This is a genomic window from Nocardioides pollutisoli, assembly GCF_040045055.1.
In the GTDB taxonomy this organism is placed as follows: Bacteria; Actinomycetota; Actinomycetes; order Propionibacteriales; family Nocardioidaceae; genus Nocardioides; species Nocardioides tweenelious.
Genome location: NZ_JBDZDU010000001.1, coordinates 2,410,912 through 2,425,275, shown reverse-complemented (window position 1 = coordinate 2,425,275; position 14,364 = coordinate 2,410,912). Strand labels below are relative to the sequence as shown.

Sequence of the window (14,364 nt, the reverse complement as noted above, 5' to 3'; positions counted from 1 at the left end):
GGGCGGATCAGTCCTTCTGGGCGAGGCTCTCGAGGATGGGGGCGGCCTGGCGGAGCACGGCGCGCTCCTCGGCGGTGAGGTCGCGGAGGCGCTGGGCCAGCCAGGCGTCGCGGCGGTCGCGGTCGGCGAGCACGCGGGCGCGGCCGGCGTCGGACAGCTCGACCACGACCTGGCGGCCGTCGGTCTCGTGCGGACGGCGTACGACGTCGCCGCTGCCCTCCAGGCAGTTGACCGTGCGGGTCATCGACGGCGGCTGGACCTTCTCGGCCGCAGCGAGCTCGCCGATCGTCAGCGCGCCTCCGTTGCGGAAGAGACAGCCGAGCACACCCATCTGGTTGATGCTCAGCTCGTTGTCGGGGTGGCGCTCGTTGGCGAGCCGGCGACGCAGGCGCATGACGCTGAGCCGGAGCTCGGAGGCGAGCCCGGCGTCGGTACGGATGGCCTTCTGCACGGTAGGCATTTCGTTAGCATAACTCATTACCCTTGCTAAGCATTCCCACCGAGAAATGCGTTGACCCGCCCGAAACTCTCGGGCGGGTCAACGCACAGTTACGGGCGGGTCGACGTCAGCTGAGCCAGTCGGTGATCGGGTGGATGGCGAAGTAGACGACGAAGAGGCCGGCAACCACCCACAGGAGCGGGTGGACGGCCGACGCCTTGCCGAGCACGACCTTGATCAGCACGTAGGCGATGAAGCCCGCCCCGATGCCGACCGAGATCGAGTACGTGAAGGGCATCAGCACGATCGTGAGGAACGCCGGGATCGCGATCTCCAGGTCGTCCCAGGAGATGCCCTTGACCTGCTGCATCATCAGGAAGCCGACGAGGACGAGCGCCGGGACGGCCGCCTCCGACGGGATGATCGCGACCAGCGGCGCGACGAAGATCGACAGCAGGAACAGCGCGCCGGTGACGACCGAGGCGAGACCCGTGCGGGCCCCCTCGCCGACGCCGGAGGCCGACTCGATGTAGGACGTGTTCGACGAGACGCCTGCGGCGCCACCGGCAGCCGCGGCGATGGAGTCGACGACCAGGATGCTGCGGGTGTTCGGCGGGGTGCCGTCCTCCTGGAGCAACCCGGCCTCGGCGCCGATCGCGGTCATCGTGCCCATCGTGTCGAAGAAGTCGGCCAGCAGCAGCGTGAAGATCAGCAGGACCGTGGTGACGACGCCGACGTTCTGGAACGAGCCCAGCAGGCTGAAGTGGCCGATGGTGCCGAAGTCGGGCGTGTCGAAGACCTTGTCCGGCCACGCCGGCGTGGTGAGGCTCCAGGTCTGGCTGCCGATCGCCTCGACGATCATCGCCAGGATCGTGGTCGCGACGATCGAGATCAGGATCGCGCCCTTGACGTGGCGCACCCAGAGGGCGATGACGAGCAGCAGGCCGACGACGAAGACCACGACCGGCCACCCGGAGAGCTGCCCGGTCGCTCCGAGCTGGACCGGGACGGTCGTGTTGGCGGCGTCGGGGATGCGGTGCACGAAGCCCGCGTCGACGAAGCCGATCAGCGCGATGAAGAGGCCGATGCCGACCGAGATCGCGATCTTCAGCTGGGCGGGTACGGCGTGGAAGACCGCCTCCCGGAACCCGGTCAGCACGAGCACGAGGATCACCAGGCCCTCGAGGACCACCAGACCCATCGCGTCGGCCCAGGTCATCTGACTGGCGATCGAGAACGCCACGAACGCGTTCAACCCCAGACCGGTCGCCAGCGCGAGCGGGTAGTTGGCGACGACACCCATGAGGATCGTCATCAGGCCGGCGACCAGGGAGGTCCCGGCGGCGATCATCGCCAGGTTGGGAGCGGTGCCGCCCCCGAGGACCTTGCCGTCGGAGTCGGTCGCGAAGCCGAGGATGAGCGGGTTCAGCACGATGATGTAGGCCATCGTGAAGAACGTGACGACCCCGCCGCGCACCTCCTGGCCGACGGTCGAGCCTCGTTGGGAGATCTTGAAGTAGCGATCGATGCCGCTCGAGGCGGCCGTGGTCTGGTTGTTCACGGCCCGCAGCATCCCAGAGACACAAGCGGTCGACTAGCGTGGGGGTCGTGGGATTCAGCGACGACCAGCCGACGCAGCACGAGATCGGCCACCGTACGTTCATCGTCGCCGACGTAGCGCCGCTGGACGTCGACGGAGTCCGCACGGTCGAGATCGGGACCGGTCTCTGGCTGATCGGGTTCCTCGGCCTGCTGCCGTTCTACGGACGGCTCGAGGAGTCGGGCAACCTGTGGTGGTTGTGGACCTGCCTGGCCGGCTTCGGGCTCGGCCTGCTCGGCCTGGAGTACTGCCGACGTCGGCGTCGCGCCCGCGTCGAGCGCGACCTCGAGACTTCGTCGGTCGAGTAGCGAGCGCCAGCGAGCGTATCGAGACCACCACCGAGGTCTCGATACACCGGTCACGACCTCCTGCGTCGGTCGTGCGGCTACTCGACCTGGCTGCAGATTCGGTGTCTCCCGAGCAAGCTCGGGCGACACCGGCACCTCACAGGATCTCGATCTCGTCGATCGTGAGGGTGTCGAAGACGTGCTCGGGCACCGGCTGCGGCTCGTGCTTCTTGGCCAGTCGCACCTCGGAGTGGGCACCGCAGCCGTGGTCGAAGGTCACGATGCGGCCGTCGTCGTTGGCGTCGCCGTTGGCGCACACGCCGAAGGTCTCGGAGAGCGGGCCAGCGATGCGCAGCAGGAAGCCGCAGGTCGAGCAGTGGTCGGGTGCCGAGCGGGCCAGTGGCGCATCGGGTCCGCCGTCGCCGTCGTACCACCGCTGGGCCGCGGCATCGCGGCCCTCGACCGACAGGGTGCGGACGCGCCCCAGGCCGAGGTCCTTGGCGACGGCGCGGATCTGCGCCTTGTCGTCGGCGTCGAGCGGGTCGTCGCCGAAGGAGTACGTCGGGACCAGCCGCGGGTCGTCGTCGTCGACGGGCAGCAGGTCGCCGGGCGACATGTCACCCGGAGCGAGCCGCTCGCGGTAGGGGATCCAGGGCGGCGCCACGATCGCGTCGTCGCCGGGCACGAGCACGATCTCGTCGACCGTGACGTCCTTGCTGCGACTCGCGCGGGCGACGGTCACGGACCAGACCCAGCCGACGTAGCCGGGACGCTCGCAGGCGAACTGGTGGGTGACCACGCGCTCCCCCTCGACGACGTGGCCGAGGTGGTCGCCGACGTCGGCAGCGCCGACTTCCTCGACGAGCGCGGCGCGGGCCAGGTCGACCGCCGCCACGGTGGCGGAGTCGGGCTTGGGGCGCAACGAGGTGATCACCACGGAATCATGACTCATCCGGCAAGCCGATGTCAGGTCGGGTGGGGGTCGACGGGGCAGGATGGGGCCATGACCGCGCCGCCCCCGGACTCGTCGACCGGCGAGCAGCGCTGGCGCGACCCGCATCCCGAGCCGTCGGGCTCCGGTCGCGGCGCGAAGATCGGCCGCGGCCTCGGCGGCGCCGCGCGGGCGACCGGCCGGGCCGGTCAGTTCACGATGCGACAGGCGCGCCGAGCGGCCGAGGCCCAGGGCGCCGGCGAGTCCGGGCTGTCGCGCCTGATCCAGATGCACTTCTTCAACACCGCCGGGGACGCCGCGGTGGCGATCTCGCTCGCGGGCACCCTCTTCTTCACGGTCCCGTCGGGCGAGGCGCGTGGGCAGGTGGCCCTCTTCCTCGCCCTGACGATGCTGCCCTTCGCGATCGTGGCGCCGCTGATCGGTCCGACGCTCGACCGGTTCGCCCACGGTCGCCGGTGGGCGATCGGCGCCACCATGGCGGTGCGGGCGTTCCTGTGCTGGGTGCTCGCCGGCGCGGTGGTGAGCGACTCGGTGTGGGTCTTCCCGGCCGCGCTCGGCGTCCTCGTCGCGTCCAAGGCGTACGGCGTGACGCGCGCGGCCGCCGTACCCCGCCTCCTGCCGCAGGACTTCACCCTGGTCAAGGCCAACGGCCGGGTCTCGATGTCAGGGATCGTCGGCGTCGCCGTCTCGGGGCCGATCGCCGGCCTGGCGACGCTGGCCGGACCCGAGTGGGTGCTGCGCTACGCCTTCCTGCTGTTCGTCGCGGCCACCATCGGTGCGATCCGGCTGCCGTCGCGGGTCGACTCCAGCGAGGGCGAGGGTGACCTGCTGCTCCGCGGGGACGGCAAGGGCCGCAGCGGCAGCGTCCGGATCCCGCCCGGGGTAGCCTACGCCCTGCGCGCCAACTGCGGACCGCGGTGGATGTCGGGCTTCCTGATCATGTTCATGGCCTTCCAGCTGCGTGAGAACCCGATCGACGGGTGGAGCACCGAGGTCCTCACCGCGCTGGTGGTCGGCGGCGCGGCCGCGGGCAACTTCCTCGGCGTGATCGCCGCCTCGGTCCTCAAGAAGATCAACCCCTCGGTCACCGTCTCGGCCGTGCTCCTCGTCGACATCGGGGTCGTCGTCTTCGGGTTCCTCTTCTACGGCGTGCTGGCGCTCGCACTGCTCGGCCTGGTGGCCGGGCTCGGTCAGGCCCTCGCCAAGTTCTCCCTCGACGCGACGATCCAGCGCGACGTGCCGCACCGGGTGCAGGCGAGCGCCTTCGCGCGCAGCGACACCACGCTCCAGCTGGCCTGGGTCATCGGCGGCTTCATCGGCATCGCGATGCCGCTCGACCCGCCGCGCCTCGGCATGGGCGTCGCGACCGCCGTCCTGGTCGCGTGGGGGCTCTTCGTCTTCCTCCGCCACCCGCGACGCGAGTCGCGCGAGGTGCGGACGGGGAACTGACCGGCTGCTAGAGCTCGAGCTCGTCGGCGAGCGCTCGGAGCAGCTTGGCGACCGGCTTCGTCATGGCCCGGTCGGGCTGCCGGCCGTGCCGGTAGCCCTCACCGAGGCCGTCGAGCAGCCGGATCAGGTCCTCGACGATCGGAGCCATCTCGTCGGGCTTCTTGCGGCGCGCGTCGCGCTGGTTGCGCGAGACCGAGGCCGGGGCGTCGATGATCCGCACCTGGAGTGCCTGGTCACCGCGCCGACCCTGGGCGATGCCGAACTCGACCTTGGTGCCGGCCTTGAGGCTGGCGGTGCCCTCGGGGAGCGCCTCCGCACGCACGTAGACGTCCGGGCCGTCCTCCTGGGACAGGAAACCGAAGCCCTTCTCGGCGTCGTACCACTTCACCTTGCCACTGGGCACGGGACTGACCTCTTCTTGCTGGTGCGGATGCTGCGGCGCAGCCTATAGCCGTTCGTTCATGGATCCCGACCGGAATCCTCGGGGGTCCACGACGGCGGCGTCGAAGCCGGCCCGTCGTACGGCGTCCAGCAGGCCGTCCTCGACGTCGGACGCCAGGGGGAGCAGCCCCCCGTCGATCTCGATCGAGGCGCGGTCACCCAGGTCGCGGACGCGCAGGTTCACGACGCCGAGGTGGGTGAGGGCCTCGCGAACAGCGACCTCGGCACGCTCGACGCGGCCGAGGCGGTACGGCGTGACCTCGATGCCGTAGGCCACCCGGGAGGAGAGGCAGGCGGCCGCCGGCTTGTCCCAGGTCGGCAGGCCCCAGCGCAGGGAGGCGGCCCGGATCTGCTGCTTGGTGAGGCCGGCGTCGCGCAGCGGTGCGACCGCACCCCGCTCGTCGGCGGCACGGATGCCGGGTCGGAAGCCGGCGACCGCGTCGTCGGCGTTGGTGCCGGTCGCGACGTCGGCGAGCCCGCGCTCGGTGGCGATCGGACCGAGCACGTCGATCAGCTCGGCCTTGCAGAAGTAGCACCGGTCGGCACCGTTGGCCCGGTAGCCCTCCCGCGCCATCTCGTTGGTCTCGGGCGTCAGCACCTCGACGCCGAGCGACTCCGCGAACTCACGGGCGGGGTCGCGCTCGGACTCCGGGAGCGAGTGGGAGTAGCCGGTCGCGGCGGCGACGTTCTCCGCTCCGAGCGCACGCACCGCGGCGGCCAGCAGGAAGGCGCTGTCGGCACCCCCGCTGTAGGCGACGAGGACCGAGCCGCGCTCACGCAGGTCGGCCTCGAGGGCCGCGAGCCGCAGGTCGAGGAGGTGCTCGTCGAGCCAGGCGGGGAAGGCGGACAGGTCGTCGAGGACGACGTGGGTGCCGGCGGCCTCGAGCTCCTCGCGGGTGCAGCCCCCGGTCAGGACCGAGACGCTGACGGCACCGGCGGCCAGCGCACCCTCGACGTCGTGCACGTGGTCGCCGACGTAGATCGAGGCGCCCTCGCGGCGCAGCACGTCCGCCTTGCCGACCCCCCACACCCAGCCCTCGAGGTGGTCGACGTCGAAGGCGAGGTGGTCGAGGTGGAGCTGGGCGTTCGCCGGGAACTTGCCGGTGACCACGAGGACGCGGCCCGCGTGGCGTCGTACGGCGGCGATGGCCTCGTGCGCGCCTGCGAAGGCGGGCGTGCCGGCGATCGCGTGGTCGGGGTAGAGCGCGCGGAACCGGTCGCCGGCGGGTGGGATGGCCGCGGGCTCGAGGTAGGGCTCGAGCAGCAGGTCGAGGGGCGGGCCGAGCTTGGCGGTCATCTCCTCGATCGGGAAGTCGACACCGAGCTCCGCGCCGAGCGCGGTGAGCACGTCCCGGAAGCCCGGTGCGGTGTCGATGAGCGTCATGTCGAGGTCGAACCCGACCACGAGCGGCGCGGACGACGACGACTGGGACATGTCCCCAAGACTAGGGATCCGGTCGAAAGATGCCGCATCCCCTGTCACACTGAGTGACTCGTGCGACGGCTGTTCCTCGTGCGCCGTCAGAGATCTGGGGGATTCGTGGGCGAGACCGGGATGCGTCAGCGCGCCGTGGCCGGCGCGCTTGCCGCCGTCCTCGCCGCCGCCGTCCTGGCCGCAGGACCGGCGACGGCCGCGCCCCCGGTCGACGATCTCTACCTGGTCACCCTCGTGGGGCCGGGCACCGCGGGTGCCGCCGTACCCCTGCCCGAGCTGTTGGTCGCGACGCAGCTGCGCGCCGAGCAGGAGTCCGTGCTCACCGCCGTCGACGCGCCGGCGCCGGTCTACCGCTGGACGACCGCGCTGAACGGCTTCGCGGTCCGGCTCACGGCCGACCAGGCCACCCGGATCGGCACGGACCCGCGCGTCTCGCTGGTGGAGAAGAACGCCGTCCGGCCGCTCGCCGGTCACCCGTCGGCGGCCACGGTGAGCTCCGGTCGGTTGCAGACCCGCGGCGGCGCCGGTGTCGTGATCGGCGTGGTCGACTCCGGGGTCTCCCCCGACCGGCCGGTGCTCTCGGCCGTCTCGGGCCTGGGCCGCGCACCCGACCACTTCTCCGGCAGCTGTGACACCGGCGAGGGCTGGCCCGCCACGACCTGCAACCGCAAGCTGGTCGGCGCCCGGTGGTTCGTCGACGGCTTCGGCGCCGACCGGCTCCGGTCGACCGCATCGCTCTCTCCGCTCGACGACGACGGCCACGGCACGCAGGTCGCCTCGATCGCGGCGGGCAACCCGGGCGTCACCGTGCGGGTGCACGGCGAGCGCCTCGGGAGGTACGCCGGGGTCGCACCCCAGGCCCGGCTCGCGGTCTACAAGGCGTGCTGGACGGCGCCCGACCCCGACGACGACGGCTGCGCGACCGCCGACCTGGTGACCGCCATCGACACGGCGACCGCGGACGGCGTCGACGTGCTCAACCTGTCCGTCGGCGGCCCGGCCGGCTTCGACACCGTCGAGCGGGCCCTGCTCGGCGCGGACGAGGCAGGTGTCGTGACGGTCGGCGCAGCCGGCAACGACCGCGCCGCGGACGCTGCGCACGCCAGCCCGTGGGTGACCACCGTCGGCGCCGCCGCCGGCCCCGCACGCGAGGGCGACGTGGTGGGCGCGGACGGACGTCGCTACACCGGCGCGATGTCGGCCACGCGGCCGGTCGGTCCGGCCCGCGTGGTGCTCGCGGCGGACGTCGCCGCCCAGGGAGCGACCCGGGCCGACGCCCGGGTCTGCACGCCCGGGAGCCTGGACGCCGCCCGGGTCGCCGGTCGGATCGTGCTCTGCGACCGCGGCGTGATCGGGCGCATCGACAAGTCGGCCGCCGTGGCGCGCGCCGACGGCGTCGGGATGGTGCTCGCGAACGTCGCGCCCGGCAACCTCGCCGCCGACTTCCACAGCGTCCCCACCGTGCACGTCGACCGAGCCGACGGCGACTCGCTCCGGCGGTGGGTCAGGCACCACCCGACCGCCCGGATGAGCCTGGACCCGGTCGGCCAGGTGCCCGCTCCCCCGCGGGTCGAGCCCTGGTCGAGCCCCGGCGACCTCGCGGGCGCCGTCGTGAAGCCGGACGTGGTCGCCACCGGCAGCGGGGTGCTCGGCGCCGTACCCCCCACCGGGTCCGACGTGGACTGGGACCTCGCCTCCGGGACCTCTGCGGCAACGGCCGCCGTCAGTGGCGCCGCTGCCGTGCTGGTCTCGCGGCACCCCGACTGGTCGGCGGACGCGGTGCGCTCCGCCCTGGCCACGACCGCGCGGCGGCTCGGCAGCACCGCCGTCCTCCGCAGCGGCGCCGGCCGGGTCGACACGGACGCCGCGCTCCGCCCGGGTCTCGTGTACGACGTGGCTGCCGGCGACTACCGAGCCTGGCTCGAGGGCGACCTGCAGGGCGACCTGAACACCCCGTCGATCCTGCTCTCGGGCGACGACGACAGCACCACGCGGACGATCACCAACGTCACCGACCGTCGGCTCTACTTCTCCTCGTCCGCCCGGGGCTTCAGCCGGCACCAGGTCCGTGTCACCCCGGCCGCGGTCCGGCTCGGCCCGGGCGAGAGCGCGACGTACACGGTCACCGTCGGACGGACGTCGGTGCAGCCGCTCGACGACGGCTGGGTCACCTGGCGCGGCGCCACCGGCACCATGACCCGGATCCCGGTCGTGATCAGCCGCTGAGGCCGAGCGTCTTCGCGGACTCCTCGCGCATCTCGACCTTGCGGATCTTGCCGGTCACGGTCATCGGGAACTCCTCGACGACCATGACGTAGCGCGGGATCTTGTAGTGCGAGAGCTTGCCGGTGGCGTACGCGCGGACCGCGTCGGCGTCGAGCGGCGCCGCGCCGGCCTTCATCCGGATCCAGGCGCAGAGCTCCTCGCCGTACCTCTCGTCGGGGACGCCGACCACCTGGACGTCCTCGATGTCGGGGTGCTGGTAGAGGAACTCCTCGATCTCGCGTGGATAGACGTTCTCGCCGCCGCGGATGACCATGTCCTTGATCCGGCCGACGATGTTGCAGTAGCCGTCCTCACGCATCTCGGCGAGGTCACCGGTGTGCATCCACCCGTGCTCGTCGATCGCCTCGGCGGTCTTCTCGGGGTCGGCCCAGTAGCCGAGCATCACGGAGTAGCCGCGGGTGCAGAGCTCGCCGGGCTCGCCGCGCTCGACGGTCTCGCCGGTGGTCGGGTCGACGATCTTGACCTCAACGTGCGGGTGGACCCGGCCGATGGTGGCGGTCCGTCGGTCGAGGTCGTCGTCGGAGCGGGTCTGGCAGGAGACCGGCGAGGTCTCGGTCATGCCGTAGGCGATGGACACCTCGGCCATGTGCATGTCGTTGACGCAGCGCTTCATCACCTCGACCGGGCAGATCGAGCCGGCCATGATCCCGGTGCGCAGCGAGCTGAGGTCGTGGTCGGCGAAGGTCGGGTGGTTCTGCATCGCGATGAACATCGTCGGGACGCCGTACACGCCGGTGCAGCGCTCCTCGACGATCGCGCGCAGCGTGACCTCGGGGTCGAAGCCGGGCGCCGGGATCACCATCGTGGTGCCGTGGGAGGTGCAGCCGAGGTTGCCCATCACCATCCCGAAGCAGTGGTAGAAGGGCACCGGGATGCAGAGCCGGTCCTGCTCGGTGAGGTGGATCAGCTCGGTCGTGAAGTAGCCGTTGTTGAGGATGTTGAGATGGCTGAGGGTCGCGCCCTTGGGGCGGCCCGTGGTGCCGGACGTGTACTGGATGTTGATCGGGTCGCTCGGCTCCAGGGTCGCCATCCGCTCGGCGAGGACACCGTCGGGCAGCTGCTCACCGCTCGCGACGAGCTCGGCCCAGTCGTCGGTGTCGAGGTAGACCGCCTGCGTCAGCGTGGGGCACTCGCCCGCGGTCTCCTCGACCATCTGGCGGTACTCACTGGTCTTGAAGCGGGTCGCCGCGACGAGCAGCTTCATGCCGGACTGGTTGACCGCGTAGGCGAACTCGTGGGTGCGGTAGGCGGGGTTGACGTTGACCAGCACCAGGCCGGCCTTGGCCGCGGCGTACTGCGTGAGCGTCCACTCGGCGCAGTTCGGCGCCCAGACGCCGATCCGGTCCCCCTTCTCGAGGCCGGCGGCGATCAGCCCGCGCGCGACCGCGTCGACGTCGCGGTCGAGCTCGGCCCAGGTCCACCGGCGACCGCTCGCGAACTCGACGAGCGCCTCGCGGTCGGCATGCGCCGCGACGGTCCGCTCGAAGTTGGCGCCGATGGTCTCCTCGAGGAGCGGCGGGCTGGTCTCTCCCTGGGCGTAGGACTCCATGGTCCGAACCTACGCCCGTCCGACGGTTGAGGAGGTCGCGCAGCGACCGTCTCGAAACCCCGCAGCCGACCTAGCGGCGTCGGTTGCGGGGGTTTCGAGACAGGACTTCGTCCTTCCTCAACCACCGACCGTGCGGAGCACCTGGTACTGCACGCCGTTCGCGTACGTCGTGGACTCCGTGAGCGTGAACGTCACCTTGTCGGCGGCGTCGCTCGGGAAGATGCCGCGACCCGTGCCGAGGACCACCGGGAAGACCATCAGCCGCATCTCGTCGACCAGGCCTGCCTTCAGGAGGTTCTGGGTCAGCAGCATGCTGCCCTGCACGAAGATCGGGCCCTCGCCGGTCTCCTTGAGCCGGGCGACGTCGTCGAGGGAAGACAGCACCGAGGTGTTGTTCCACTGCGGGTCGGTGACCGTGCTGGAGACGACGTACTTGGGCATGGCGTTCCAGCCGGCGAAGTAGTCCATCGTCGGCCAGACCTCGGCGAAGGCGTCGTACGAGCGACCGCCCATGACGAACGCCGTGGCCTCCTCCTGCTCGCCGCCCTTGCGGGCGTACTGCGCCGGGTCCGGCTCGAACTGCATGGTCCAGCCGGAGTGGAGGTAGCCGGGTTCGCCGCCCGGCGCCTCGGCGACGCCGTCGAGCGAGATGAAGTGGGTGGTGATCAGGTCGCGCATGGCGGGGTCCTCTCGTGGGGTGCTGTCACCGACACCACGAACACGGTCGGCCGGATACGACAGGTCAGCCTCAGGCTGACTGGTTCTCCGCCATCGCGACGAGGGCGGCGAGCGCCTTCGGGGTGTCGCCGGTGACCATCGGGCCGATGTCGTCGGCGCCGGGGCCCTCGACGACCGTGCTGACCCGGACCTCGGCGCCACCCTCGGTCGCAGTGACGACGTGGTCGATGCGGATCACGAGGTCACCGATGGTGAGCTTGTCGAGGAAGCGCGTGCCCGGCTCCACTATCTCGAGCACGAACGGCGTCTCGATGCCGCCGACGAGGCCCATGGTGCCGGCGGCGCCCTCGGCGAAGTGGCCCTCGAGGGCGACGGACTCGATGGACGGGTCCCACTGGTGCCAGGTGCCGATGTCGCTCCAGACGGCCCAGACATCGGCCTGGGAGGCGGTGGTGGTGACGGTGCGCTCGTACTCGAAGGTCATGGGGGCAATCTATTGGTCGCGGGCGACCGTCATCTCGCGATCGCCGAACCGGACCAGGTCGCCGTCGACGAGCGTGGCGGGCTGACCGGCCTCGAGACCTCGTGGGACACCGTGGCGGACCAGGATGGAGCCGTTGGTCGAGCCCCGGTCGACCACCTCGAGGACACCCTGGGCGGAGACCCCGACCTGGGCGTGGGTCTTCGACAGCGACATGTCCTCGGAGCGCAGCGGCACCAGGTGGCGCACCTCCTCGCCCGGGCGAGCCTCCGGGCGGCGACCCACCAGCGCCAGGCCCTCGACCACGAAGGACTCGCCCGTGTCGAAGCGGATCCGCCAACGGTCGACCACCGGCTCCGGGACGAGCGGGTAGCCCAGCTGCTGGCGCGGCGGCGTGGCCGGCGGCCGCTCCGGCGCCGGGGCGGGCTCCAGGCCAGGCTCCGGGGCTGGCTCCGGGGCTGGGGCGGCTGCCGGGGTCAGCACTGGCGGAGGCGGAGGCGGGCTCGACGGCGGCGGACCGACGGGCGGGCGGGGCGACCGCGTCGGGGCCGGCACGGGCGCCCGACGCGGGGCGGGGACCAGGCGCAGGGCGGTCAGGTTCACGACGTGGCGGGGCCCGTGGTCGGTCTCGGGCTCCTCGACCGGCACCGGCCGGATGTCGACGACGGCGGAGCCGGCCACGTGGTCGTGCCAGCCGCGGCGGCGACCGGTCGGGTCCATCACGGCGGTCCAGGCCAGGGTCGCCACCCCCAGCCCGAAGGTCGGGAGCCCGGCGACGCCGAGGATCAGCTGGCGCAGCAGGGCCGGGCCGATCCCGATCACCGAGCCGGTCTCGTCGTCGACGACGCGGATGCCGACCGCGGCGTTGCCGGGAGTCGTGCCACGGAGACCGATCGGCACGGCGAAGGCCGCACCGACGACCAGCACCGCTCCGACGATCAGGGCGATCCCGCCGGGGACCTGGCCCGGCTCGAGGAAGAGCACGTACGACGCGTACGCCGCCGCCCCGATCAGCGACCACGCGATCGCCCGGTCGATCGCGAACGCGTAGAACCGTCGATCGAGCTCGGCGACCGGCCGGGTCACCTCGGGATCGACGGTGCTCATACGTCGACCACCTCGATCGTCACGCCGTCACCGAGGTCGATCAGCGCACCCGGGATCAGCTGCACGGCCACTCCGGCGGTGAGCTGGTCGACCGGGAGCCCGGGCTGGGTCACCTGGGTGCCGTTGGTGGAGCCGAGGTCGGTGACGATCGCCGACCCGTGGTCGGCGCCCGAACCGGGGCGGACCTCGAGGTGGGTCGACGAGATCTCCTGCTGGGGGCTGGCGACGGTCACGAGCCGGGGCTGCTCGGTCGTCGTGTCCCGTCGAGGCTCGGGGGCGCGACCCACGAGCACGGCGCGGTCGACGTCGACCGTCTCGCCGGTGGAGAGGACGAGCCGCGCGACCGGCCGCGCGGTGACCTGCGGGGCCCGCGGCTGTCCCGGGATCCCCGGGTGGTGGCGCACGAACTGGTGGTGCTCGACCTCGTCCGGCGGCGCCGGGGACACGAGCTCGGCGGTCGCGAGCCGGACCAGTCCGCAGCCGATCTCACGCTCGTCGTCGCCGACGCCGTCGCCGACCTCCACCCGGATCCGGGTGACGGACGGCAGGCTGCGTTCGACCCAGGTCGTGGAGCGGTCACCCTGCACGTGGACGACCTCTCCGGCGGACTCGACGTGGGCATGGGCGGCACCGCGGATCACGATCTTGGTGGCGTCGTCGAGCTCGCTGACCAGCACGAAGCCGGGCAGCTCACGCAGTCCCGCGGAGACCAGCGCGTCGAGTGTCTCGTCGAAGCCGGCGCCGTCGTCGAGGAGCTCCCAGAGCCGGGCCACCCGTGCCTTCTCGGACGGCGGCAGCACCACCACGGCGCGGGCCCCGAAGATCCCGAACCAGTCGCCTCGCCGGTAGGACCACGTGCGGTCGGGCTCGTCGGTCACCGCTCGCCCCTGACGTCGATGACGACCGCGGTCGCGTTGTCGGTGCCGCCCGCGGCCAGGGCTGCGGCCACCAGCTGGTCGGCAGCCTCCTGGGCGTCCGGGACGCCGGTCAGGACCTGGGCGATCGCGTCGTCGTCGATGAGACCGCTGATCCCGTCGGTGCAGAGCAGGAGCCGCTGGACCGACGGCAGCGGCAGCAGGAAGTAGTCGGCCTCGACGGCGTGGGCGTTGCCGAGCGCGCGGGTGATCACGTTGCGCTCCGGGTGCACGGCTGCGTCGTCGGCGCTGATGCTGCCCGCGTCGACGAGCTCCTGCACGAGGCTGTGGTCGACGCTGACCTGCTCGAGGATCCCGTCGGTCAACCGGTAGATCCGGGAGTCGCCGACGTTGGCGAGCAGCCACTGCGGGCCGTCGTCGCCCTCGACCAGCAGCGCGACCACGGCCGTGGTGCCGGCGTGGCGCCGGGGGTCGATGCCGTGAGCCCGTTGGGTGACGGCGTAGTCGGCGATGCGTTCCTGGCAGGTGTGCAGCACGGTCGCCACGACGTCGGCACCGGCGCGCGGGTCGTAGCCGGCCTCGGCGAGCCGCCCGAACTCCTCGATGACGATCGCGCTCGCGACATCCCCGCCCTCGTGACCACCCATGCCGTCGGCGACGACGAAGACCGGCGGGGCGGCGAGGAACGCGTCCTCGTTGACCTCGCGCACCAGGCCGACGTCGGTGTGGGCGCCGTGGTGCAGCTCGACGGCGTTCACCCGACTGCTCTCTTCCTGTGGCCCGGT

At 72.0% G+C, this 14,364-nt stretch carries 14 protein-coding genes; 3 read left to right on the top strand and 11 right to left on the bottom strand.

The genetic code is table 11. The annotated features are described in order from the left end of the window. Window positions 1-7: 7 nt before the first annotated feature. Both ABLE68_RS11795 and ABLE68_RS11790 read right to left on the bottom strand, forming a co-directional pair. Window positions 8-460 (bottom strand): MarR family winged helix-turn-helix transcriptional regulator, encoded by a 453-nt coding sequence (locus tag ABLE68_RS11795; RefSeq protein ID WP_348871536.1) that lies wholly within the window; start codon window positions 458-460, stop codon window positions 8-10. Between the two features lie 106 nt (window positions 461-566). Further along, on the bottom strand, window positions 567-2,012 hold the full coding sequence (locus ABLE68_RS11790; RefSeq protein WP_348871534.1) for an NCS2 family permease: 1,446 nt from the start codon (window positions 2,010-2,012) through the stop codon (window positions 567-569). Between the two features lie 35 nt (window positions 2,013-2,047). Between ABLE68_RS11790 and ABLE68_RS11785 the strand changes: the two genes are divergently transcribed. After that, window positions 2,048-2,347 carry a DUF2530 domain-containing protein gene (locus tag ABLE68_RS11785; RefSeq protein ID WP_348871533.1) on the top strand — a complete coding sequence of 100 codons (300 nt, stop codon included), beginning with the start codon at window positions 2,048-2,050 and terminating at the stop codon, window positions 2,345-2,347. A 136-nt stretch (window positions 2,348-2,483) separates the two neighbouring features. On the opposite strand, the gene ABLE68_RS11780 is transcribed toward ABLE68_RS11785, so the two are convergent. Then, window positions 2,484-3,278, bottom strand: a complete 795-nt coding sequence (locus tag ABLE68_RS11780) for a DUF3027 domain-containing protein (protein WP_425475624.1) — start codon at window positions 3,276-3,278, stop codon at window positions 2,484-2,486. A gap of 51 nt (window positions 3,279-3,329) precedes the next feature. Between ABLE68_RS11780 and ABLE68_RS11775 the strand changes: the two genes are divergently transcribed. Further along, entirely contained in the window at window positions 3,330-4,727 is a 1,398-nt protein-coding gene (locus tag ABLE68_RS11775) for an MFS transporter (RefSeq protein ID WP_348871531.1), read from the top strand. Between the two features lie 7 nt (window positions 4,728-4,734). Here ABLE68_RS11775 and ABLE68_RS11770 read toward each other — a convergent pair whose 3' ends face one another. Together ABLE68_RS11770 and larE are read right to left on the bottom strand one after the other, a co-directional pair. Beyond that, window positions 4,735-5,130 carry a cold-shock protein gene (locus ABLE68_RS11770; RefSeq protein ID WP_348871530.1) on the bottom strand — a complete coding sequence of 132 codons (396 nt, stop codon included), beginning with the start codon at window positions 5,128-5,130 and terminating at the stop codon, window positions 4,735-4,737. Window positions 5,131-5,172: 42 nt separating this feature from the next. Further along, a complete protein-coding gene (larE, locus tag ABLE68_RS11765; RefSeq protein WP_348871528.1) occupies window positions 5,173-6,603 on the bottom strand; it encodes an ATP-dependent sacrificial sulfur transferase LarE in 1,431 nt (476 codons plus the stop codon). 60 nt (window positions 6,604-6,663) lie between these two features. Here larE and ABLE68_RS11760 point away from each other — a divergent pair, with 60 nt between their 5' ends. After that, complete coding sequence (locus ABLE68_RS11760) at window positions 6,664-8,829, top strand: S8 family serine peptidase (protein WP_348871526.1); 2,166 nt, start codon at window positions 6,664-6,666, stop codon at window positions 8,827-8,829. Here the strand turns inward: ABLE68_RS11760 and ABLE68_RS11755 are convergent. From ABLE68_RS11755 to ABLE68_RS11730, 6 genes are all read right to left on the bottom strand, one after another. Beyond that, window positions 8,819-10,438 carry an AMP-binding protein gene (locus ABLE68_RS11755; protein WP_348871524.1) on the bottom strand — a complete coding sequence of 540 codons (1,620 nt, stop codon included), beginning with the start codon at window positions 10,436-10,438 and terminating at the stop codon, window positions 8,819-8,821. The genes ABLE68_RS11760 and ABLE68_RS11755 overlap by 11 nt on opposite strands. A gap of 117 nt (window positions 10,439-10,555) precedes the next feature. Next, on the bottom strand, window positions 10,556-11,116 hold the full coding sequence (locus ABLE68_RS11750; protein ID WP_348871522.1) for a dihydrofolate reductase family protein: 561 nt from the start codon (window positions 11,114-11,116) through the stop codon (window positions 10,556-10,558). A 70-nt stretch (window positions 11,117-11,186) separates the two neighbouring features. Continuing rightward, entirely contained in the window at window positions 11,187-11,600 is a 414-nt protein-coding gene (locus tag ABLE68_RS11745) for an SRPBCC family protein (RefSeq protein WP_348871521.1), read from the bottom strand. Window positions 11,601-11,609: 9 nt separating this feature from the next. Beyond that, the gene (locus tag ABLE68_RS11740; protein ID WP_348871519.1) at window positions 11,610-12,704 is read right to left on the bottom strand and encodes an RDD family protein; all 1,095 of its coding nucleotides are present in this window, start codon (window positions 12,702-12,704) and stop codon (window positions 11,610-11,612) included. Beyond that, on the bottom strand, window positions 12,701-13,582 hold the full coding sequence (locus ABLE68_RS11735) for an FHA domain-containing protein (RefSeq protein ID WP_348871518.1): 882 nt from the start codon (window positions 13,580-13,582) through the stop codon (window positions 12,701-12,703). The genes ABLE68_RS11740 and ABLE68_RS11735 overlap by 4 nt, the downstream gene beginning before the upstream one ends. Beyond that, a complete protein-coding gene (locus tag ABLE68_RS11730; RefSeq protein WP_348871516.1) occupies window positions 13,579-14,337 on the bottom strand; it encodes a PP2C family protein-serine/threonine phosphatase in 759 nt (252 codons plus the stop codon). The genes ABLE68_RS11735 and ABLE68_RS11730 overlap by 4 nt, the downstream gene beginning before the upstream one ends. Window positions 14,338-14,364: the final 27 nt, after the last annotated feature.

Bases quoted from the DNA above. Each gene is read 5' to 3' on its own strand.
- ABLE68_RS11795 (WP_348871536.1), bottom strand. From the start codon at position 460: ATGCCTACCGTGCAGAAGGCCATCCGTACCGACGCCGGGCTCGCCTCC.
- ABLE68_RS11790 (WP_348871534.1), bottom strand. From the start codon at position 2,012: ATGCTGCGGGCCGTGAACAACCAGACCACGGCCGCCTCGAGCGGCATC.
- ABLE68_RS11780 (WP_425475624.1), bottom strand. From the start codon at position 3,278: ATGAGTCATGATTCCGTGGTGATCACCTCGTTGCGCCCCAAGCCCGAC.
- ABLE68_RS11775 (WP_348871531.1), top strand. From the start codon at position 3,330: ATGACCGCGCCGCCCCCGGACTCGTCGACCGGCGAGCAGCGCTGGCGC.
- larE (WP_348871528.1), bottom strand. From the start codon at position 6,603: ATGTCCCAGTCGTCGTCGTCCGCGCCGCTCGTGGTCGGGTTCGACCTC.
- ABLE68_RS11755 (WP_348871524.1), bottom strand. From the start codon at position 10,438: ATGGAGTCCTACGCCCAGGGAGAGACCAGCCCGCCGCTCCTCGAGGAG.
- ABLE68_RS11750 (WP_348871522.1), bottom strand. From the start codon at position 11,116: ATGCGCGACCTGATCACCACCCACTTCATCTCGCTCGACGGCGTCGCC.
- ABLE68_RS11745 (WP_348871521.1), bottom strand. From the start codon at position 11,600: ATGACCTTCGAGTACGAGCGCACCGTCACCACCACCGCCTCCCAGGCC.
- ABLE68_RS11740 (WP_348871519.1), bottom strand. From the start codon at position 12,704: ATGAGCACCGTCGATCCCGAGGTGACCCGGCCGGTCGCCGAGCTCGAT.